Annotated in this window: 24 protein-coding genes; 11 read left to right on the forward strand and 13 right to left on the reverse strand. The window is 31.9% G+C overall.

Features of this window, described 5'->3' with window-relative positions:
* Positions 1-46: 46 nt before the first annotated feature.
* Positions 47-757, reverse strand: coding sequence for a YebC/PmpR family DNA-binding transcriptional regulator (locus tag BM053_RS11155; protein ID WP_091477423.1), 711 nt, complete (start codon positions 755-757; stop codon positions 47-49).
* Positions 758-854: 97 nt separating this feature from the next.
* A complete protein-coding gene (gene gcvT / locus BM053_RS11160; RefSeq protein ID WP_091477425.1) occupies positions 855-1937 on the reverse strand; it encodes a glycine cleavage system aminomethyltransferase GcvT in 1083 nt (360 codons plus the stop codon).
* 178 nt (positions 1938-2115) lie between these two features.
* Between gcvT and BM053_RS11165 the strand changes: the two genes are divergently transcribed.
* Entirely contained in the window at positions 2116-2964 is an 849-nt protein-coding gene (locus tag BM053_RS11165) for an NAD(P)H-hydrate dehydratase (protein WP_091477427.1), read from the forward strand.
* A gap of 79 nt (positions 2965-3043) precedes the next feature.
* On the opposite strand, the gene BM053_RS11170 is transcribed toward BM053_RS11165, so the two are convergent.
* Positions 3044-4402, reverse strand: coding sequence for a TlpA family protein disulfide reductase (locus BM053_RS11170; protein ID WP_091477429.1), 1359 nt, complete (start codon positions 4400-4402; stop codon positions 3044-3046).
* A gap of 121 nt (positions 4403-4523) precedes the next feature.
* On the opposite strand from BM053_RS11170, the gene hutH reads away from it, so the two are divergent.
* Both hutH and BM053_RS11180 read left to right on the forward strand, forming a co-directional pair.
* Entirely contained in the window at positions 4524-6023 is a 1500-nt protein-coding gene (hutH, locus tag BM053_RS11175; protein ID WP_091477688.1) for a histidine ammonia-lyase, read from the forward strand.
* Positions 6023-6508 (forward strand): GyrI-like domain-containing protein, encoded by a 486-nt coding sequence (locus BM053_RS11180; RefSeq protein ID WP_091477431.1) that lies wholly within the window; start codon positions 6023-6025, stop codon positions 6506-6508. Before hutH ends, BM053_RS11180 begins: the two co-directional genes overlap by 1 nt.
* On the opposite strand, the gene BM053_RS11185 is transcribed toward BM053_RS11180, so the two are convergent.
* Positions 6491-7159, reverse strand: coding sequence for a spermidine synthase (locus BM053_RS11185; protein ID WP_091477433.1), 669 nt, complete (start codon positions 7157-7159; stop codon positions 6491-6493). The genes BM053_RS11180 and BM053_RS11185 overlap by 18 nt on opposite strands.
* 53 nt (positions 7160-7212) lie before the next feature.
* Here BM053_RS11185 and BM053_RS11190 point away from each other — a divergent pair, with 53 nt between their 5' ends.
* Positions 7213-7770 carry a 1-acyl-sn-glycerol-3-phosphate acyltransferase gene (locus BM053_RS11190; RefSeq protein WP_091477435.1) on the forward strand — a complete coding sequence of 186 codons (558 nt, stop codon included), beginning with the start codon at positions 7213-7215 and terminating at the stop codon, positions 7768-7770.
* Position 7771: 1 nt separating this feature from the next.
* Here BM053_RS11190 and BM053_RS11195 read toward each other — a convergent pair whose 3' ends face one another.
* Complete coding sequence (locus BM053_RS11195; RefSeq protein WP_091477437.1) at positions 7772-8251, reverse strand: helix-turn-helix domain-containing protein; 480 nt, start codon at positions 8249-8251, stop codon at positions 7772-7774.
* A 303-nt stretch (positions 8252-8554) separates the two neighbouring features.
* Here BM053_RS11195 and BM053_RS11200 point away from each other — a divergent pair, with 303 nt between their 5' ends.
* From BM053_RS11200 to BM053_RS11210, 3 genes are all read left to right on the forward strand, one after another.
* The gene (locus tag BM053_RS11200; protein WP_091477439.1) at positions 8555-9709 is read left to right on the forward strand and encodes a M14 family metallopeptidase; all 1155 of its coding nucleotides are present in this window, start codon (positions 8555-8557) and stop codon (positions 9707-9709) included.
* Between the two features lie 76 nt (positions 9710-9785).
* Positions 9786-10265, forward strand: coding sequence for an Lrp/AsnC family transcriptional regulator (locus BM053_RS11205; RefSeq protein ID WP_091477442.1), 480 nt, complete (start codon positions 9786-9788; stop codon positions 10263-10265).
* Positions 10266-10308: 43 nt separating this feature from the next.
* A complete protein-coding gene (locus BM053_RS11210) occupies positions 10309-10818 on the forward strand; it encodes a DinB family protein (RefSeq protein WP_091477444.1) in 510 nt (169 codons plus the stop codon).
* A gap of 25 nt (positions 10819-10843) precedes the next feature.
* Here BM053_RS11210 and BM053_RS11215 read toward each other — a convergent pair whose 3' ends face one another.
* From BM053_RS11215 to BM053_RS11235, 5 genes are all read right to left on the reverse strand, one after another.
* Entirely contained in the window at positions 10844-11248 is a 405-nt protein-coding gene (locus tag BM053_RS11215) for an energy transducer TonB (RefSeq protein ID WP_091477446.1), read from the reverse strand.
* Positions 11249-11311: 63 nt separating this feature from the next.
* The gene (locus BM053_RS11220; protein WP_091477448.1) at positions 11312-11566 is read right to left on the reverse strand and encodes a hypothetical protein; all 255 of its coding nucleotides are present in this window, start codon (positions 11564-11566) and stop codon (positions 11312-11314) included.
* A gap of 21 nt (positions 11567-11587) precedes the next feature.
* Positions 11588-12316: an LOG family protein gene (locus tag BM053_RS11225; RefSeq protein ID WP_091477450.1), complete on the reverse strand. Its 729-nt coding sequence runs from the start codon at positions 12314-12316 to the stop codon at positions 11588-11590.
* A gap of 137 nt (positions 12317-12453) precedes the next feature.
* The gene (gene uvrA / locus BM053_RS11230) at positions 12454-15285 is read right to left on the reverse strand and encodes an excinuclease ABC subunit UvrA (protein ID WP_091477452.1); all 2832 of its coding nucleotides are present in this window, start codon (positions 15283-15285) and stop codon (positions 12454-12456) included.
* Between the two features lie 67 nt (positions 15286-15352).
* Positions 15353-15937: an acyl carrier protein phosphodiesterase gene (locus BM053_RS11235; protein ID WP_091477454.1), complete on the reverse strand. Its 585-nt coding sequence runs from the start codon at positions 15935-15937 to the stop codon at positions 15353-15355.
* 154 nt (positions 15938-16091) lie between these two features.
* Here BM053_RS11235 and glmM point away from each other — a divergent pair, with 154 nt between their 5' ends.
* Positions 16092-17480 (forward strand): phosphoglucosamine mutase, encoded by a 1389-nt coding sequence (gene glmM / locus BM053_RS11240; protein WP_091477689.1) that lies wholly within the window; start codon positions 16092-16094, stop codon positions 17478-17480.
* Between the two features lie 50 nt (positions 17481-17530).
* On the opposite strand, the gene BM053_RS11245 is transcribed toward glmM, so the two are convergent.
* Both BM053_RS11245 and BM053_RS11250 read right to left on the reverse strand, forming a co-directional pair.
* Positions 17531-17965, reverse strand: a complete 435-nt coding sequence (locus tag BM053_RS11245) for a VOC family protein (RefSeq protein ID WP_091477456.1) — start codon at positions 17963-17965, stop codon at positions 17531-17533.
* A gap of 22 nt (positions 17966-17987) precedes the next feature.
* Complete coding sequence (locus tag BM053_RS11250; protein WP_091477458.1) at positions 17988-18425, reverse strand: SRPBCC family protein; 438 nt, start codon at positions 18423-18425, stop codon at positions 17988-17990.
* 172 nt (positions 18426-18597) lie between these two features.
* Between BM053_RS11250 and BM053_RS11255 the strand changes: the two genes are divergently transcribed.
* Positions 18598-20085, forward strand: coding sequence for an aminotransferase class V-fold PLP-dependent enzyme (locus BM053_RS11255; protein ID WP_091477460.1), 1488 nt, complete (start codon positions 18598-18600; stop codon positions 20083-20085).
* Here the strand turns inward: BM053_RS11255 and BM053_RS11260 are convergent.
* Positions 20082-20957 carry a lysophospholipid acyltransferase family protein gene (locus BM053_RS11260; RefSeq protein WP_091477461.1) on the reverse strand — a complete coding sequence of 292 codons (876 nt, stop codon included), beginning with the start codon at positions 20955-20957 and terminating at the stop codon, positions 20082-20084. The genes BM053_RS11255 and BM053_RS11260 overlap by 4 nt on opposite strands.
* A gap of 99 nt (positions 20958-21056) precedes the next feature.
* On the opposite strand from BM053_RS11260, the gene BM053_RS11265 reads away from it, so the two are divergent.
* Both BM053_RS11265 and BM053_RS11270 read left to right on the forward strand, forming a co-directional pair.
* On the forward strand, positions 21057-21698 hold the full coding sequence (locus tag BM053_RS11265) for a rhomboid family intramembrane serine protease (RefSeq protein WP_091477463.1): 642 nt from the start codon (positions 21057-21059) through the stop codon (positions 21696-21698).
* A 46-nt stretch (positions 21699-21744) separates the two neighbouring features.
* Positions 21745-22440 (forward strand): SIMPL domain-containing protein, encoded by a 696-nt coding sequence (locus BM053_RS11270; RefSeq protein WP_091477464.1) that lies wholly within the window; start codon positions 21745-21747, stop codon positions 22438-22440.
* Positions 22441-22449: the final 9 nt, after the last annotated feature.

Consider the following 22449-nt stretch of genomic DNA (forward strand, 5'->3'; position numbering starts at 1 on the left):
TTCATTTTTGAAAACGAAACAGAGTTTAAATATATATAATCCGAAATTATTCTTGCATAGTATGATATACGTTCATCACGTCATCATCTTCTTCAATTTTTTCGATTAGTTTTTCTACATCGGCCATTTGAGCTTCAGTAAGTTCTTTTGTAATTTGTGGAATACGCTCGAAACCAGAAGATAAAATTTCAATTCCTCTTGTTTCTAATTCTTTTTGAATGGTTCCAAAGCTTCCAAAAGGTGCATAAATTAAGATTCCGTCTTCGTCTTCAAAAACCTCTTCGGCACCAAAATCGATTAATTCTAATTCTAATTCTTCAGGATCCATTCCGTTTGCAGGAATTCGGAAATTACAAGTATGGTCAAACATAAATTCAACCGAACCTTGCGTTCCCATTGTTCCGTTACATTTATTAAAATAGCTTCTAATATTAGCAACAGTTCTGTTATTATTGTCGGAAGCAGTTTCTATCAAAATCGCGATTCCGTGTGGTGCATAACCTTCAAAAAGAATTTCTTTGTAGTTCGCAGTGTCTTTGTCGGTTGCTTTCTTAATAGCACGTTCTACGTTTTCTTTAGGCATATTTACTGCCTTCGAGTTTTGAATTACGGCTCTTAATCTTGAATTTGCTTCAGGATTTGGACCACCTTCTTTAACCGCCATGACAATATCTTTACCAATTCTGGTAAATGCTTTGGCCATTGCTGACCAACGCTTCATTTTTCTTCCTTTTCTAAATTCGAATGCTCTTCCCATTTCTAAGAATGTATTTATTTTTTAATTAAATGCAAAAGTAATTGTTTTAAACCAAATTCAAAAAACTTTGAACCTTTGTTCTTTTGCAACTTTGAACCTATTTCTTATAAAACGGCAATTTTACCACCTTGGCCAAAACATCATTTTTTCTAATTCTGATAAAAATATCGCTATCAACAGCTGAAAATGAAGTGGGAACATAACCTAAACCAATTCCAACATTCATACTTGGCGACATCGTTCCTGAAGTTACAATTCCGATTACATTTCCAGTTGCATCAACGATTTCGTAGTCGTGACGAGGAACTGCACGTTCTTGCATTTCAAAAGCAACTAATTTTCTAGAAACACCTTCTTCTTTTTGCTTTTTTAAGTTAGCAGAATTAGTAAATTCTTTATCAAATTTTGTAATCCAACCCAAACCAGCTTCCAATGGTGAAGTGCTGTCGTTTATGTCGTTTCCGTACAAACAGAATCCCATTTCTAAACGTAAAGTATCACGAGCAGCTAATCCAATTGGTTTGATTCCGAAAGGTTTTCCAGCTTCAAAAATTTTGTTCCAAATTGCTTCTGCATCTTCGTTTTTGAAATAAATTTCAAATCCTCCAGAACCAGTATAACCAGTTGCCGAAACGGTAACGTCTTTTAAACCTGCAAATTCTCCAATTTGGAATGAATAATAAGGCATGTTTATTAAATCGATAGAAGTTAAACTTTGCATTGCTTCCGCAGCTTTTGGTCCTTGAATAGCTAGTAATGAGTAACCATCAGAAAGATTTTGCATATCGACACCTAAATCATTGTGTGATGAAATCCAATTCCAATCTTTTTCTATGTTTGAAGCGTTTACAACTAACATATAATGATTATCTTCAATTTTATAAATGATTAAATCATCTACAATTCCACCATCATTATTTGGTAAACAAGAATATTGTGCTTTTCCGTCTACTAATTTTGAAGCATCATTTGATGTTACTTTTTGTATTAATGCTAATGCGTTTTCGCCTTTTAAGAAAAATTCTCCCATGTGCGAAACATCAAAAACACCTACACCAGTACGAACAATTTCATGTTCTGCGTTTACTCCTTCATATTGCACAGGCATATTGTAACCTGCAAATGGAACCATTTTTGCTCCTAAACTTTCGTGAATGTGCGTTAATGCTGTATTTTTCATTGTGTGTTGAATGTAAATTTTAAGGTGCTAAAGTATTGATTTTTTATGGAGTGACAAAAAGTGTAAGAAGTAATTTTATTATTGATAGAATAATATATTTCGTTTCCTATTTTCAAGGTATTTATGATATTTTTTATTTTTAAAGTCGTAAATTTAGTATCTAAATTAAATCTTGATTATGGGAGATTTTTGCCAAATTGATAAACAAGAAATTATCAAAAGATACAAACCCATTGATAAATACACTCATAAGGGATTGAGAGGTCATGCTTTGATTATTGGTGGAAGTTATGGCAAAATGGGCTCGGTGGTTTTAGCTTCAAAAGCTTGTATAAAAGCGGGAGCAGGACTCGTTACTGCCTATATTCCAAAATGCGGTTATGATATTGTACAAATTTCGGTACCAGAAGTTATGGTTATTACCGATGATTATTTAGAACATATTATAAAAATAGATTATAAATTACAGCCACAAGCGATTGGTATTGGAATAGGAATGGGGCAACATCCAGACACAGGGCATGCTTTTCTCAATTTTTTAAAAATGAATAAATTGCCATTGGTTGTTGACGCCGATGCGCTGAATATTCTTTCTCAAAATAAAGAATGGTTATCATTATTACCCAAAAAAACAATTCTGACACCGCATCAGAAAGAATTGGAACGACTAATTGGTGAATGGAATTCTGAAGATGAAAAACTTGAAATGGTTAGAAAAATTTGTATTGAATACGATCTAATATTTGTTTTAAAAGGTGTTCCTACAATTATTATAGACAATACTTCTACTTACGAAAATACAACAGGAAATCAAGCGTTAGCCACTGCAGGTAGTGGAGATGTGCTAACAGGAATTATTACGAGTCTTGTTGCACAATCTTACAAACCTATTGATGCGGCGATTATTGGTGTTTATTTGCACGGATTAACAGCCGACATTGCATATCCAGATGTAAGTTACCAATCTTTTATTGCATCAGACATTATCGAAACTCTTGGTGAAGCCTATTTGCATATTATTGCATGATTTTTTGGTTGGATATTCATTTCTTAAATGAAAAAAGAATGATAAAAAAAAGAGCTTCGATTGAAACTCTTTTTACTTTTTATAATCCTAATTCTTTTAAGTTTTCTATTAATTTGGGGTCAGATGGGCGGGGTGCATCAGCATTGATAATTTTGCCTTCTTTGTCAAGCAAAATGAAGCGAGGTATAGTGCTTACGACATATTTCTTAAAGAAATCAGAATTTCTTTCATCATCAGTAATTAATTGAATTCCACCTAATTTTTTTTCTTCAATCATTTTTTTCCATTTAATGATATCTGTTTTTTTATCTACTGATATACTTACAAAAGCTATGTTTTTATCTTCAAAATCTTTTTGTAATTTTTCTAATGATGGGATTTGTGCAACACAAGGACCACACCAAGTTGCCCAAACATCTATATAAACATATTTTCCTTTTAAACTTTCTAAAGAAGTTGAGCCACCATTATAATTTTCATAATTAAAGGTAGGAGATGGAGAACCTTTTACTAATTTTTTTACAGCATTGTATTTTTCTGTTATCTCTTTACTTAAATTATCATCATTTATTAACTTTAATAATTCATTATACAAATAATCTAAATCCGGATTTTGAGGTTTTATTTTACCTATGAGACTTTTAATAATTTTATCTTTTAAATATTCATTTTTTAATTTTTTTACCTCGCCAAATTTAATTTTAAATTCAGAGTTTGGATTGTTTTTAATCAATCTTTGAATATGATTATAGTATTCTGAATCAATCATAGTTAAATAAATTTCTGAAAATAAATAATCTTCTACATTGTTAAAGTCAAAATTGAATTCCATTTTATTTTTTGGAAAATTTTCTGATAAAGTAGACTTACCATCATCAGTACGGTGAAAAAGGCTAAAAATGTTAAAGAAATAAGATTCAGTGTAATCTATATTTTTAATTTCATGTTCCTTAAAATAGGAATTTTGAAATTTTGTTGAGTTATAAAGTTTATCTATTTCAGATTTCCATAACGTCACTTTTTCTAAAAAATCATTTTCGTTTAAACTATATAATTTTTCTTCAGGAGCTATTACTTTATTAAAAACATCTTCTTTCTTTTTAAGGTAATTATTTTCAATAGCATTATCTCCTCCAAAAATTAAACTATTATCAAAGTTTTTTTCGTCAGCTTTTAAAATTATTTTACTACCGTTTGTAAGATAAATTTTAAATTGCTTGTCATTGAAACACAAATTGTAAACTCCGGTATATTTTAAATCAAAATTCTTTTTAAACTCTCCATTTTTATTTAGATCAATTTCAATATTGTACTTTTCACCTCTAATAATAAGCTTATCTTGTGTGTGATTATTTATTTTTCCAGAAATTGAATTATTTTCTGATGCAAATGAAAAGCTTGAAGTAAAAAGAATTAGTGTGATTAAAAATTTAATCATAGTGTTGTTAGTTTTTGGTTTAGCAAATAACGATTAAAAAAAATAAAAAGTATTTAATGCTAAAAATATTTTGCTTTTAACCACATTTTACTGAAATTTGGCACTCAAACAAACAACCAAAATGAATACTCATTATATTACTTCCGATGTTATCTCAATTGAAGATATAAACCAAATTATTTACGAAGGAAAACAAATTGCACTTTCTGAAGAAGCGACTTTAAATATCGAAAAATGTCGTGCTTATTTAGACAAAAAAATGCAAAATAACGAGAAACCAATTTACGGTATTAATACAGGTTTTGGTTCGCTTTGCAATGTGATTATTTCTGATGAAAACTTGTCTAAACTACAAGAAAATCTGGTTAAATCTCACGCCTGCGGAACTGGTGACGAAGTACCACAAGAGATTGTAAAACTGATGTTGTTGCTTAAAATTCAGTCTTTAAGTTACGGGCATTCTGGAGTGCAATTACAAACAGTTCATCGATTAATCGATTTTTATAACAATGATATTCTTCCAATAATATATACACAAGGTTCACTTGGTGCATCGGGCGATTTAGCACCTTTAGCACATTTATCATTACCATTATTAGGAGAAGGCGAAGTATATTATGGAGGTTTCAGACAACCATCTCATAAAGTTTTAGAAAAAATGGGGTGGAAGCCAATCATTTTACAATCTAAAGAAGGTTTGGCTTTATTAAACGGGACTCAATTTATGAGTGCTTACGGTGTTTATTCATTAATAAAAGTTTCAAAATTATCATACTTAGCCGATGTTATTGCGGCTATTTCTTTAGAAGGTTTCGATGGAAGAATAGAACCATTTAATGAGTTAATACACATGGTTCGCCCGCACAAAGGACAAATAAATACAGCTCGTCGTTTCAATGATTTATTAGAAGGAAGTCAGATTATTGCTCAAGAGAAAAAGCATGTTCAAGATCCGTATTCTTTCCGTTGTATTCCTCAAGTTCACGGAGCAAGTAAAGATGCTTTCGATTATGCCAAAAAAACATTTAAAACCGAAATTAATTCGGTAACCGATAATCCAAATATTTTTATCGAAAGTGATATTATTATTTCCGGCGGAAATTTTCACGGACAACCTTTGGCTTTAGCCTTAGATTTTCTAGGAATTGCTGTGGCAGAATTAGGAAGTATTTCCGAAAGAAGAACCTACCAATTAATATCAGGTTTGCGTGATTTACCACCATTTTTAGTGAGTAATCCAGGATTAAATTCAGGATTTATGATTCCGCAATATACAGCAGCGAGTATTGCTAGCCAGAACAAACAGTTAGCAACACCAGCAAGTATAGATAGTATTGTTTCGAGTAACGGGCAGGAAGATCATGTGAGTATGGGAGCGAATGCGGCGACAAAAACGTTAAAAATTGTCGAAAACCTTGAACGTATTTTAGCTATTGAATTAATGAATGCTTCGCAAGCTATTGAATTTAGAAGACCATTACAATCGAGTGATTTCCTAGAAATGTTCCTTAAATCATTTAGAGATGAAGTGCCCTTAGTTACCGAAGATAGAATCTTGCATTATGATATCGAAAAAGCTATTTTGTTTTTGAATAGTTTTCAAATTGATGATGTAGAGTAATGTTAGAAGATCCGAAAATTGTTACGTTTTCCGAAACAAAATTGATTGGAAATAAATTAGAAATGTCTTTTGCAGAAGATAAAACTTTTCAGCTTTGGAGTAGTTTTATGCCAAGACATAGAGAAATTCAAAATCGAATTGGAACGTATAAATTTTCACTTCAAAATTATAGTAAAAACTTTCAATCAGACCCTAAAATTCCTTTTGTGAAATGGGCATTAATAGAAGTTTCAGATTATAATCATGTTCCAGAAGGAATGGAAACTTATACCATAAAAGAAGGTTTGTTTGCTGTTTTTAACTACAACGGACCTTCAAAAAATGCTTTGCCAATTTTTGAATATATTTTTAAAAATTGGCTGCCTAATTCTTTATACGAATTAGATAATCGAGAGCATTTTGAAATTTTAGGAGAAAATTATAATCCTCACGGTAATGCTGAGGAAGAAATTTATATTCCCATAAGGTTAAAGCAAGTTGTTTAAAATCAACAACTCATTATCTCCTTCAAGATTAGGGATTCTTTGCAGTTTTATGTTTTTTGACGCTATCAATTTCACGAATTTTTCATTTCTAATTTGAGCTGAATTGTCACTTACAATTGTATTAAAAACAACAAAGCCATCAATGTTTAAAAGGTTTAAGACGTTAGTAATAAATGCATTTCCAAAAAGAAAATCGGGCATGATATTATCTTCAAAAATATCGATGATTATTAAATCATAAGTTTCTCTAGTTTCTGCTACAAATTTTTCAGCATCAGTAATAATAATCTGAAGATTTTCAGTTTTATCTAAACCAAAATATTTATTGGCAAGATTTATAGTTTCAGCATCTATTTCGACACCAGTAATTTTTCCTTTATATTGAAATTCATCAACCAAAGTTTTAATAACACTTCCGCCAGCAACGCCTAATATCAAAGCACTTTTGAAGGATTTAATTCCCTCTAAACCTATTTCTTTCAATCCAAAACGCAATACTTTTTGCAAACTTCCATAAGAAAAATTAGTATTTTCAGAATCCAATACTAATTGTCCGTTATTCCAAGTTATTTCCAGATTTTTATTAATGTCAGATTTCGCCTCATCTATTTTTATTGGGATTAAATAGCTTAAAAGTCGCTTAAAATTCATAATTTACCTTTTCAAATAGTAAATATAATGCTATTTTTGATAAAAGATTAGAAATGAAAAAACGAATATATAAGTTAATTTTCTTCAAACTCATGGGTTGGAAAGTTAACGGAACCATTTCGCCTGAAATAAAAAAATGTGTCATGATTGTTGTGCCACACACGAGTGCACATGATTTTTATTTGGGTATTTTTACAAGAGGCGTTACAGGTTTAGAAATGAATTTTGTAGCCAAAAAAGAATTATTCAAATTTCCATTTGGCGCTTATTTTCGTTGGATGGGAGGAGAGCCACTGGACAGATCAGGCGGTTTAAATAAAGTAGATGCGATTGCAAATATTTTTACCAAAAGAGAAACTTTTCGTCTTGCCATTGCGCCCGAAGGAACTCGCAAAAAAGTAACGGAATGGAAAACGGGTTTTTATTACATTGCCATGAAAGCCAATGTGCCAATAATTCCAGTAGTTTTTAATTTTGGCGAGAAAGAAGTAAAACTTTGCGAACCATTTTCTCCAACTGGAAATATAGAAGCGGATTTTAAAATACTAGAAAAAAATTATATTGGTGTTTTAGGAAAAATTCCAGAAAATAGTTTTGTGCCAAAAGAATAATTTATTCGGGCAAATAATTTTTGAAACTTCCATTTTTGTAAAAAACGACAATTCGTTCAATTTCCGACTCATTTTTTGCACTTGACATATTTCCCGTATTTGAAAAATTATTTTTTATATTTTCAAATACGGGATTTTTTTGATTCTCATTTTCATCAGAAAATAAATTAGGAAAATCTTCGGTTACATTTTCTTCAATAGTATTTTTTAAAATTGGAGTAGCAGTTTGAAAATCTGACTCCATTTTAATTTCTGATTTCGGAAAATTTCCTTTTCCATTCAAAATCCAATACAAATCTACTTCGGGAAAATTTTCGACAATTTTAAGAATCAAATCCAAACTTGGCTTGTTTCTGCCAGAGAGTAGGTGAGACAAACTGGAGCGTTGCACACCAACTTTATCAGCAAAACCAGAAGCCGATAATGCATAATAATCGAGTATAATTTCGAGTCTTTTTATAAAATCATCTATGTTTACCATTGTAAATTTACATTAAATAAATTGTAGATTACAAATGTAAACAATAGTATTCACATATCCTATTTTACAATTGTAAAACATTAAATACATATGATTTTTAGCTTTAATTAAATATATTTAAAATATTGATAATTAATAACTTAAATATTATTTATATAAATGTAAACTTAACAATAACAATACTTAACAATCAATCTATTTAAACATTAATTATTGTTTACAAATGACAATTAAATGATTGAAATTATTGTTTACAATTGTAAAAAATAAGATGTTTACTTTTGTAAACTATAAATTAGTACTATGAATTTGATTGAAATATTCTCAGAAATAAAACAACAAAAACTCTTCGGAAGATATATTACGAATAAACATATCGAACCAATTTTGGAAACTTTGTCGAATGATTTTGAAGTTTCTACGATAGGTCATTCGGTAAATAAAAAACCAATATATGCTGTCGAAATTGGAAGTGGTTCTAAAAAAATATTCATGTGGTCTCAAATGCATGGAAACGAATCGACGACTACAAAAGCACTTTTTGATTTGTTTAATTTCTTAAAACAAGATTCTGAAGAAGCAAATAAGATAAAAAAAGAGTTTACCTTATTATGTATTCCTATTCTTAATCCTGACGGAGCAGAAGCTTATACTCGTGTAAATGCTAACGAAATTGATTTAAATCGTGATTCTGTAAATTTATCACAACCAGAAAGTCAATTGTTGCGGAAAATGTTCGGAGATTTTAAACCTGATTACTGTTTTAATCTTCATGATCAGCGTACTATTTTTGCAGCAGGAAATACCCGAAATCCTGCAACGGTTTCTTTCTTAGCACCTGCATATAATGATGCTAGAGAGTATAATAATGTGCGTAATAAAGCTGTAAATGTTATTGTGGCTATGAATGACGAGTTGCAAAAACACATTCCTAATCAAGTAGGAAGATTTGATGATTCGTTTAATATAAACTGTATCGGTGATATGTTTCAGTCGTTAAATGTACCAACTATATTGTTCGAGGCAGGTCATTATCAAGGAGATTACGAGCGCGAAGAAACGCGAAAGTATATTTTTGTTGCATTAATGTCTGGTTTACAATTTATTTACAAAAACATCACAATAGAAGATAAAACTACTAATTATGTAAATATTCCACAAAATAAAGTGTCATTTGTCGATTTCGCTTACAGAAATTTTAATATTAATTATAATTCATTAAATATAATTACTACCTTTGCCGCCCAGTATAAAGAAATGCTTATTGACGGTAAAATCGTTTTTGAAGCTTATTTTTCTGAGATTGAAGACGGAGCAACATTTTTCGGACACCAAGAATATGATGGAGAAGAAGGTGATTATAGCGATGATTCGAGTAGTTTACCTGAAATTGGTAAAAAAGCAGATTTTTATTTAAATAAAAACATTAGATTTGTTAATGGTTTGATAAAAATGTAATAAATTTGCTATAATTGTAAGTAAAATACAAAATTTAAAGTATATTTTTAAGATTATATAATATAAACAGTTAGTTATGAGTAAGTTTCGTTTAGATGAAGTTGACCACCAAATTCTTGATATGTTAATTGACAACACAAGAATCCCATTTACAGATATTGCAAAAAAATTATTAATTTCTGCAGGAACAGTTCACGTTCGAGTAAAAAAATTAGAAGATGCAGGAATTATTCAAGGTTCTTCATTAACTTTAGATTATGAGAAATTAGGATATTCTTTTATTGCTTACGTAGGTGTTTTTCTTAACAACACTTCGCAAACTAAATTTGTATTAGAAAGAATTAGCGAAATTCCTTATGTTACTGTAGCGCACGTTACGACAGGGAAATTTAATATTTTTTGCAAAATTAGAGCAAGAGATACAAAACATGCTAAAGATGTTATTTATATGATAGATGACATTGAGGGTGTTTACAGAACAGAAACGATGATTTCGCTCGACGAAAGCATCAACGATAAGAAAAGGTTAATGCACACCATATTCAAAAATATGTAATATAAAAGTTCGCTTCGGCGGACTTTTTTTATATCTTTAATTTATGAAAAATTTATTAGAATCAGATTATCCAGCTTATTTTGGTACCTATATAAATCACGTGCAAAACGATGATTGTATTGCTGTAATGGAAGAAAACTTAAGCGATTTTGTAACTTTTATCGAAAATATTTCGGTAGAAAAGTACAATTATAAATACCAAGAAGATAAATGGACTATTAAAGATATTGTTCGTCATATTATTGATGCCGAAAGAATTTTTGCGTACAGAGCTTTGCGTTTCGCAAGATTTGATAGAACTCCAATTCCAGGTTTTGAAGAAAATGATTATGCTGCAAATGTAAACACAACGACTATTGAAATGGCCGATTTACTTCAGGAATTTATACTGGTTAGAAAATCGACCATAAAATTATTTGAAAGTTTTACAGAAGATATGTTAGTTGCAAAAGGAATCGCTTCAGGAAAAGAAATATCGGTTTTAGCACTCGGATTTATTATTTCCGGTCATGCTATTCACCATCAAAATGTTATTAGAGAAAGATATTTGTAGGTTAAAAAACAAAACAAGTAGATATTTATCTGTTGTTGCCGTTAATATGAATTTCACGATTCAGATTCAGTGGAAGCATATACTTCGTTCTAACTGGAGAACCATTCTTTTTTCCTGGCTTCCATTTAGGAGATTTTTTCAGAACTCTAGTATATTCTTCACCAGTTCCATAGCCAGCGTCTTGAATTATTTCAATTTCAGATATATAGCCATCTTTTTCAATAACAAATACTGAAATAACTTTACCTTTAATTCTTTCATCTGGAAAACGAAAATTTTTAACCATAAATCGACCAAATTTTTCCATACCGCCCGGAAATTCAGGTTTTATATCTACGTCATCTATTTTATAAATAGTATCTCTAGTGGATTCTTGACAATATCCAAAAATTGAAATGTTTACAAGTAAAACACAAAAAAGGACTTTCATAATTTCTAATTTATAAATTTGTATTTAAAATCTACGTTTTTCATAATATTCCGCCAGCGATACCTATTTTACTTCTAAATCAGTTTTTTTAATCCACAATGAATTTTTAATTGGATTATGGTTTTCAACTCTAAATTCATCTAAATTTTTGTCAAATAAAACTAAAACTCTTCCGTCGTTAATTTCTCTGACATCAATTACTTTTCCTTTTTCTCCAATCAATTTCCAGTAATTTTCATTATCATTAATTCTTTTTGTTGGAGCCAAAGTTCCTAAGAATAATTTTAGTTTAATTACAGTATTTTTTTCTATTTTCATTTTTATATAAACAAAAACAAACTAAAAATTCGGACTCAAATTATATTTTTTGTAGAAATTATCTAAAGCATCAACGACTTCCTCAGCAGTATCTACTATTTTTATCAATTTCATATCATCTGGAGAAACCGTTTTTTCGCGTTCAATCATAACTTGTTGCACCCAATCCATCAATCCAGTCCAGAAACTAGTTCCCACTAAAATAATAGGGAATTTTCCAATTTTTTTCGTCTGAATCAAGGTAATCGCTTCAAATAACTCGTCAAGTGTTCCAAAGCCACCAGGCATCACTACAAAACCCTGAGAATATTTTACAAACATAACTTTGCGCACAAAGAAATAATCAAAATTTAGGTTCTTGTCTTTATCAATATAAGGATTAAAATGTTGTTCGAAAGGTAATTCGATATTCAATCCAACCGAAGTTCCTTCGCCACGATGTGCACCTTTGTTTCCGGCTTCCATAATACCAGGACCACCACCAGTAATCACACCATAACCAGCTTTACTTATTTTGTAAGCAATATTTTCGGCCAAAATATAATATTTATCCTCTGGTTTTGTTCTCGCCGAACCAAAAATAGACACACAAGGTCCAATTCTCGCCATGCTTTCGTAACCATTTACAAACTCGGACATAATCTTAAAAATCGCCCACGAATCGTTCGTACGAATCTCATTCCACGTTTTTTGCTTCAGTTTGTCTTGTATTACTTTGTCTTCGTCGTTATCAAAATCTTCTAATCTCATCTTTTTTTATTTTTTAGGAGCTATTTCCTGCTTTCCACTATATCTTTTCCTTGCTAAAGAAGCAAGAAAAAGGATATCGTTCCAATCAGGGCTAGGGCATTAGTATTCAAATTCTATTTTCGGTAAAAAACAGCCAGCTAAAGTAATTCTTTTTTCAAAAACTGAGCTGTATAACTTTTTTTATTTTTCGCAACTTCTTCAGGAGTTCCTTTAGCCACCACATTTCCGCCACCTTTTCCGCCTTCGGGACCAATATCTATAATATAATCCGAGAGTTTTATCACGTCCATATTGTGTTCTATAATCAGGATGGTATTTCCTTTATCTACCAATCTATTAATCACGTCCATCAAAACCCGAATATCCTCAAAATGCAAACCCGTTGTGGGTTCGTCGAGAATATAAAACGTATTTCCTGTATCTTTTTTAGACAATTCTCCAGCCAGTTTTATACGCTGTGCTTCGCCACCAGAAAGCGTGGTGCTTTGCTGACCAAGTGTAATATATCCCAAACCAACATCTTGTAAGGTTTTTACTTTTCGGTGTATTTTCGGAATCATTTCAAAAAACGGAACAGCCTCATCAATCGTCATATTCAACACATCGGAAATTGACTTTCCTTTGAAACGTATTTCCAGTGTTTCTCTGTTAAAACGCTTGCCTTGACAGGTTTCACATTCTACATAAACATCGGGTAAAAAACTCATTTCGATAGTTCTTACACCAGAACCTTCACAGGTTTCGCAGCGTCCGCCTTTTACATTAAAACTAAATCGTCCCGCTTTATAACCACGAATCATACTTTCGGAAGTCATTGTAAACATATTCCTGATTTCGGTAAAAACTTCGGTATAAGTAGCAGGATTCGAGCGCGGTGTTCTTCCAATCGGACTTTGATCTATATCAATAACTTTATCGATATGTTCTAAACCTTCAATTTTTTTGTACGGTTTTGGTTTTTTGACACCATTAAAATAAAAGGCATTCAGAATAGGGTAGAGCGTTTCATTTATTAATGTCGATTTTCCTGAACCCGAAACTCCAGTCACACAAATTAATTTCCCCAAAGGCAATTCTATCGAAACATTTTTTAGATTATTTCCAGTTGCACCAGTCAGTTTTAGGAATTTTCCGTTTCCTTCACGACGTTTTTTAGGAATGTCAAATTTCATTTTTCCATTCAAATATTGAGCAGTAATTGTATCACCTTTTAGTATTTCCGAAGGTGTTCCTTTGCTGATTATTTCGCCACCGTATTTCCCTGCTTTTGGACCAATATCAATCACATAATCAGCGCGTTCTATCATGTCTTTGTCATGTTCTACAACGATTACCGAGTTGCCAATATCTCGTAATTGTTCTAACGAATGAATCAGTTTTTCGTTGTCACGTTGGTGTAAACCAATACTTGGTTCGTCTAGAATATACAAAACACCAACCAATTGCGATCCTATTTGAGTTGCCAAACGAATGCGTTGTGCTTCGCCACCAGAAAGCGATTTCGAGCTTCGGCTAATGGCGAGATATTCTAAACCAACATTCATCAAAAAGTTTAATCGGTCTTTAATTTCCTTAATAACTTCGGTAGCAATTCGCTTTTGTTTGTCTGACAAATGATTTTCTAAATCGTGAAACCAAGCCGTCAAATCCGAAATATCCATATTGGACAAATCAGCAATATTTTGTTCGTTTATTTTAAAATAAAGCGATTCTTTTTTCAGTCGTGAACCTTCGCAAGTAGGACAATTTACTTCATCCATAAATTCTTTTGCCCAACGTTTTAAGGTCGATGAACCCGAATCGTCGTGTTGCGATTTTATAAATGCTGAAATTCCTTCAAATTCAATTTTGTATTCTTTGGTAACTCCAGCAGTTTTTGATGTTACGGAGAATTTTTCTTTTCCACCATTTAGAATCATTTCCATAGCTTCGTCGGAAATGGTTTCGATAGGATCGGTTAATTTGAACTCAAACTTTTCGCCAATAATTTCCAATTGTTTAAAAATCCACGAACTTTTATATTCTCCCAAAGGAGCAAAACCACCAACTTTTATAGATAATTTAGGGTTTGGAATTATTTTTTTGATGTTTATTTCATTAATTGTTCCCAAACCGTTACAATCAGGACAAGCTCCTTTTGGCGAATTGAATGAAAACAAATTTGGTTCAGGATTCTGGTAGGAAATTCCAGTTGTTGGACACATCAAGTTTCTACTAAAAAATCGAACTTCGTTTGAATCTTGATCCAAAACCATCAATACATTTTCGCCATAATGCATCGCAGTATTAATACTTTCAGATATTCTTTTCTGCACATCTTCGGAATCATCTACTACAATTCGGTCGATAACGGTTTCAATATCGTGGGTTTTGTATCGGTCAAGTTTCATTCCTGTGGTAATGTCTTTTACTTCACCATTTATACGAACTTTCAGGAAACCTTGCTTGGCAATTTGCTGAAATAATTCGGCATAATGTCCTTTTCGAGCACGAATAATAGGAGCGAGGATGTTGATTCTTTTTCCAGAGAAATCTTTGATAATTAAATCCTTGATTTGCTCGTCAGAATAGGAAACCATTTTTTCGCCTGTGTTGTAACTGTACGCATCGCCAGCACGAGCGAAAAGCAAACGAAGGAAATCATATATTTCGGTAATGGTTCCTACTGTAGAACGTGGCGATTTAGAAGTTGTTTTTTGTTCGATAGCAATTACGGGCGACAAGCCATCAATCTTGTCGACATCGGGACGTTCTAATCCGCCTAGAAATTGTCTGGCGTAAGCCGAAAAAGTTTCTATATAACGGCGTTGTCCTTCAGCATAAATGGTATCGAAAGCCAAAGATGATTTTCCCGAACCAGAAAGCCCAGTAATAACTACCAATTTTTCACGAGGAATGGAAATGTCTATATTTTTGAGATTATGAACGCGAGCGCCAATAACTTCGATGGTATTATCGTTTTCTAACATAGTTGTTGTAAAAAAACAAAGATACAATTTTGATGCTTCTTTTAAAAATTGATTTGAAAAGGAATTTTTATATTTTTTTCATCTGTTGTAAACAAAAAGCTCTTAATTCTTCAAAAAACAAAGTAAATTCTTCTTCAAATTCTGAATAAAATTCTTGTAATTCGACAACAGCTTCTTGCATATTGGCTCTGTGCTTTGTGCGATAATCCATTTGGAACAAAATCATTTCGATTCCTGCAATTGTGCCATAACTTGTTAACCAATTTCTTTCGGTCATATAAGGCAAAAGATTTCGAGTTTTTTCGGTTAAAATGGCATAATTATCTTCTAGCGATTTATAGAAATTAGCAACATAATCATCCAGTTTTTCATCGGAATAATTACTCCAATTTTTAGCCAAAAAATGATCGTATAAAATATCCATAATTACGCCAGCATAATGTCCGTATTTTTCGTGCAAACGGTGTTTGCTTTTTCTGTAAATAGGGTGCGCATCGGTAAAAGTATCTATATGACGGTGCAAAATAATTCCGTTTTTCACATCTTCTGGAAAATTCATATAATCATTCCCACGAATACCATCAGCCATAAAATTGCCGATTTTTAGTAAATCGTTATTTCCAGAAAGGAATATGTGAGCGAGATAGTTCATTTTAAGAGGCGCTAAGGTTCTACAGCATCTAAGTTGCAATGGTTTTTGTAAATATATAAAAAAACTTAGTGCCTTTGTACCTTTGTAACTTAGAACATTTTTATATTTGTGTGAATTTAAAATTCATCATTTAAAATTTATAATAAAAAACACAATGACTTTAATAAAATCAATATCAGGAATTCGTGGAACTATAGGTGGAAAAGTTGGAGACAATTTGACTCCAGTCGATGCTGTAAAATTTGCTTCGGCTTACGGAACTTTTCTAAAACAAAATAGTAACAAAGACAAACTAAAAGTAGTAATAGGTCGTGACGCTAGAATTTCAGGACCAATGATTCATAATTTAGTAATGAATACTTTATTAGGTTTGGGAATTGATGTTATCGATTTAGGACTTTCTACCACGCCAACAGTCGAAATTGCTGTTCCTTTAGAAAATGCCGATGGCGGAATTATTCTTACCGCTTCTCACAATCCAAAACAATGGAATGCTTTGAAGTTATTGAATGCCAAAGGCGAGTTTTTAAGCGGAGATGATGGTGCAAAAATTCTAGAAATTGCTGATGCCGAAGCTTTCGATTTTTCTGATGTAGATACTTTAGGTGAAATTACCATCAATGATTCCTATATGGATATTCATATTGATGAAGTTTTGAATTTGCCATTGGTTGATGCAGAAGCCGTTGCCAAAAGAAAATATAAAGTAGTAGTTGATGCCGTAAATTCTTCGGGAGGAATCATTATTCCTAATTTGTTAGAGCAAATGGGAGTAGAAGTAGTAAAATTATATTGCACACCAAACGGACATTTTCCACACAATCCGGAACCGTTAAAAGAGCATTTGGGTGACATTTGCAAATTGGTTCTTGAAGAGAAAGCCGATTTTGGAATCGTTGTCGATCCAGATGTTGATAGATTGGCATTTATATCTAACGACGGCGAAATGTTTGGCGAAGAATATACTCTTGTGGCTTGTGCCGATTATGTTTTGAGTAAAACACCAGGAAATACGGTTTCTAATATGTCATCATCTCGTGCTTTGCGTGATATTACCAACAAACACAACGGAAGCTACCAAGCCAGTGCTGTTGGAGAAGTAAATGTGGTTGAATTGATGAAAAAAACGAACGCGATTATTGGTGGTGAAGGAAACGGTGGAATCATTTACCCAGAATTGCATTACGGTCGTGATAGTTTGGTTGGAGTTGCTTTATTTTTAACTTATTTAGCCAATCAAGAGAAAACAGTGGCCGAATTAAGAGCGAGTTATCCGCAATATTACATGAGCAAGAATAAAATTGAATTGACACCACAAATAGATGTCGATGCGATTCTAACTGCCATGACTGAAAAATATAAAAACGAAAATATTACCACTATAGATGGTGTAAAAATAGATTTTGCAGAAAACTGGGTTCATTTACGAAAATCGAATACAGAACCTATTATTCGTATTTATACCGAAGCGGCAACACAGCAAGAAGCCGATAAATTGGCTTTACGAATTATTGATGAGATTAAAGTAATCGCTGGAATTTAGTAAAAGAGAAAAAACACCTGACAGTTTTCAAACACCTGTCAGGTGTTTTTTTATTTTGGAATTTCATCAAAATTGACCATCCAATCGATACCAAATTTGTCGGTAAACATACCAAAATACGCTCCCCAAAAGGTTTTATTCATTGCCATAGTTATACTTCCTCCAGCAGAAAGTCCGTTAAATAATTTGTCGGCTTCAGCTGTGCTTTCTGCATTTATAGAAATTGAAATGTTATGACCAAATTGTACATCACCACTTTGAGAATTGCTATCGCTTCCCATGAGTATAGTTTCTTTCCCGATAGGTAAGGAAACATGCATGACTCTGTTCGCATCAGCTTCAGATAATTTTGGTGTGTTTTCATCGGCGGGCATATCGCTAAACTTTCCTATGTAAGGAAATTCGCCTCCAAAAACTGATTTGTAAAAAAGGAATGCTTCTTCGCAATTTCCGTTGAAAATTAAATAAGGGTTTACTGTTGCCATTTTTTTATTTTTTTAGAGGTTTTTATTTTTCTGAAAGTGTTTTTACCATTTCTAATCCGTTTGGGAAAGTATTTTTGAAATAATCTACATATTTTTCGAGCGTATCTATTTTTACTTCTAGAATAATAGTCGAATTATTTTGAGTTAATCGATACGTTTCTAAAGAGCCAGTCCATTCATTACTTTCGTCATCGATAGGCATTGCTTCAAAATTTTTTATAGTGCTTAAATGTTTGAAAGCAATGTATTCATTTTCTATTTTTTTATCAATAATACTATTCATCCCCTCGCCATTTGGAGAAAGAAAATGAATTTTATCTCCTTCGTTCCAATTGCTTACCGCATAAGTTCCTTCGCAAAAAACATTGGTCCATTTTCTGTATGTTTCATCATTCCATAATGTATTCCAAACTTTTTCTTTGGGTGCATTTATCTCAATTTTGAATTCTAATGTTGTCATATTTTTTTATTTTAAAAATGCATTACTCGTTATTCAAAATTACTAAATAAATATTTAATGCCATAAAGTAGAAAGTAAATAGAGATAAGGCTTTATGACCTTAAAAACTTTATGACTTGTGACTTTTTGGAATATCTAAAAAAATGTATCTTTGAAGCCAAATTAAAACATCATGATTGCTACCGAAGCTTCAACTCAATTAGAACAATATTTTCAACAGTTCCGTAATAATATTATTGGTATTAATCAGGAATTTGAGTCGCCTTTTGGTACACAAAAAATAATTTATACCGATTGGACTGCCAGCGGTCGTTTGTATCGTCCAATAGAAGAAAAACTGATGAACGAATTTGGTCCTTTTGTAGCCAATACTCATACCGAAACTACTGTTTCGGGTACCGCAATGACTATGGCTTATCATGAAGCAAGGCATATTATAAAACACCACGTAAATGCAAATGATGATGATGTTTTGATAAATGACGGAACAGGAATGACAGGCGTGATAAATAAATTTCAGCGTATTTTGGGACTTAAAATGCCCGAAAACCTAAAAGAATTTGCAAATATCCCTAAGGAAATAAAGCCTATAGTTTTTATTTCTCACATGGAACACCATTCGAATCAAACTTCTTGGCTAGAAACTATTGCTGATGTTGAAGTAATTCCTTCTTGCGAGCAAGGTTTGTTTTGTATGGATAATCTTAAAATATTATTAGAGAAATATAAGGATAGAAGTTTCAAAATTGCCTCAATTACATCGTGTTCTAACGTGACGGGAATAAGAACGCCTTACCATGAAGTTGCAAAGTTAATGCATCAAAATAAAGGGGTTTGCTTTGTCGATTTTGCTTGCTCAGGACCTTATGTTTCTATCGATATGCATCCAACAGATTCAGAAAGTTATCTTGATGCTATTTTCTTTTCACCACACAAATTTTTGGGAGGACCAGGAACTTCGGGCGTATTAATTTTTAATAAAAATTTGTACAAAAATAACATACCAGATTGTCCAGGAGGAGGAACCGTTTCTTGGACAAATCCATGGGGCGAACACAAGTATATAGATAATATTGAAGATAGAGAAGACGGCGGAACACCAGGATTTCTTCAGGTTATAAAAACAGCATTGGCTATTCAGCTAAAAGAGCAAATGGGAATAGATAATATTTTGAAACGAGAACACGAAATCGTTTCATTAGTTTTTGAAAGCCTTGGAAATATCGAAAATATAAATATTCTTGCCAGTCAGCACCAAGATAGATTGGGTGTCATTTCTTTTTATATTACCGATTTACATTTTAATTTAGGTGTAAAAATATTGAATGACAAATTCGGGATTCAAACTCGTGGCGGTTGCAGTTGTGCGGGAACTTACGGGCATCATTTGCTTCACGTAGATCAAGAAATGTCACACGATTTAGTTTGCCAAATAGATTCAGGAGATTTATTGCAAAAACCAGGTTGGATAAGAATGTCTATTCATCCAACAACTACAACTCCTGAAATAGAGTTTGTTTGTAATAGTATAAAAGCTTTGGCAGAAAACCACAAACAATGGTCTAAGGATTATGATTATAACCCAAAAAGTAATGAGTTTGTCCACAAAAAGGCTTTGAATAAGGAATTAGAAATGGTAAAAAGTTGGTTTAAAGTTTAAACTTTTTTCTTGTGTTTCCAGCGTTTGTGAGTCCAAAGATAATACTCAGGTTGTTCGTATATTTGTTGCTCAACACGATTCATAAACTCTTCCGATATTTTGTAGTTGGGAACGTTTTGAATGTCATCGGTTAGTACTTCTAAACTTGCTTCGTAGTAACCACGTTTTATTTTTTTTGTTTTTAAGAAAACAACATTCATATCGTATCTTTTAGCTAGAACTTCTGCACCAACATGAATAGGAGTTTCAATTCCCATAAAATGGTACCAATGCAAATTGTCAGACCATCTTGGTGTTTGGTCACTTGCAAAACCAAAAACTCCTAAATTTCCAGTAATAGCGTTTTCCTGAATCGTTTTTGATGTTTCTTTGGTTGTAATTAGAATGGCTTTAAATTTCGATCGAATGTCTTTTACCAGTTTATCAAAATATTTATTAGCAATTTTTTTATAAATACCATAACCTGTAAAATTGATATGATAATTCATAGAAACAACCCATTCGTAACTCGCATAATGAGCACACATTAGGGCAATACTTTTTTGTTTTTTTTCTAAATCTAAATAAACATCTAGATTATTAAATTTGAATCTTTTTTCTATTTCGGATTGAGAAATTGAGATTGTTTTTATCATTTCTAAAAACATATCACACATATGACGGAAAAACTTTTTTTCAATAACCAATCGCTCATTATCAGACAAGTGAGGTAAAGCCAAAGCTAAATTGTTTCGAACCGTTTTTTTTCGGTAGCCAATAATATAATAAACGATCAAATAAACACCATCAGAAAAAAGATATAATAATCGAAACGGAAGTATCGAAATGAGCCAAAGAATTGGGTAAAATAATAAGTATATAAGTAGTTGCATACAGTTATAAATTTAGGCAAATATACTTTTTATTCTCCTTTTAGTAACAATTCTATGTCAAATGCTTTTAGTATATTTACTTTCTAAATTTATTTATATATGAATGTTTTTTTGATACTTATAATAGCATCGAATGTGCTTTTTAGTTACAAAGGTTTTACTGATATTTCTTTTTTTAGAAAAAATGAATTTCACATAGGAAGTATTCGTGCAGGAGAACAAAGCAGAATGTTTTCATCGGCATTTCTTCACGGCGATTGGGGACATTTATTCTTTAATATGTTTACCTTGTTTATGTTTGCGCCTGTCGTTATCGAAAATTTAGGAAATACTTCTTTTTTACTAATTTATATGTGCAGTTTATTAGCAGGAAGTTTACTTACATTATATTTCCATAAAAATGATTATGGTTATCGTGCGATTGGTGCATCTGGAGCAGTTACGGGAATCTTGTATTCGGCAATTTTATTAAATCCGGATATGAGTTTGTATCTGTATTTCATTCCAATCCCAATTCCTGCGTATGTTTTCGGAATTGGTTATTTGTTATATTCTATTTATGGTATGAAAGCTAAAAATGATAATATTGGTCACACAGCCCATTTTGGTGGTGCAATTGGCGGATATTTAATCACAATTTGCAAAGAACCAATAATGCTAACTGAAAATACCAATATGGTTGTTTTGTTAGTCCTACCCATTATTTTATTATTTGTTTTAGAAAAAATGGGAAAACTATAGTTTGGCACGTCGTTTGTTTACTTAAGATTAATTTAAAAAGATAATTATGAAAAATTTAGTAGTAACATTAATAACATTTTTTACAGTGATGACATACGCACAAGATCAAAAAATGAATCAAATTCCTCAAATAACAGTTTCTGGCGAAGGAAAAATAAAACTTGTTCCAGACCAAGGAATCATTTCTCTTGGTGTCGAAAATACAGGAAAAGAAGCTGCCGAAGTAAAAAAAGCGAATGATATTATTATTGATAAAATTCTGAAATTTATAAAAAGCAATAATATTCCTGCTACCGATTTTCAGACTACAAATGTAAGTTTGAATAAGAATTACGATTACGAAAAAAAGAAATACAATTATGTAGCGAGCCAAACTGTTACAGTTACCTTAAAAGATTTAACAAAATACAACGAGTTTATGATGGGAATTACCGAAACTGGTGTAACCAACATACGTGGTGTCGAGTTTAAATCATCAAAAATGGAAACTTATGAAGCCGAAGCTAGAAAAAAAGCCATATTAAATGCCAAACAAAAAGCGTTAGATTATGTTTCGGTTTTAAATCAAAAAATAGGGAAGGCATTACTAATTTCGGACAATTCGCAAACATTTTATCCGCAACCCATGTTTAAAGGAGGTATGATGGCAATGGCTGAAGATGCATCTGCACCAAGAGAAACATTAGCCGTTGGCGAAATAGAAATAAACGCAAACGTTCAAGTAACTTTTGTTTTAGATTAAAAACTAAAG

Source organism: Flavobacterium swingsii (genome assembly GCF_900111965.1).
In the GTDB taxonomy this organism is placed as follows: Bacteria; Bacteroidota; Bacteroidia; order Flavobacteriales; family Flavobacteriaceae; genus Flavobacterium; species Flavobacterium swingsii.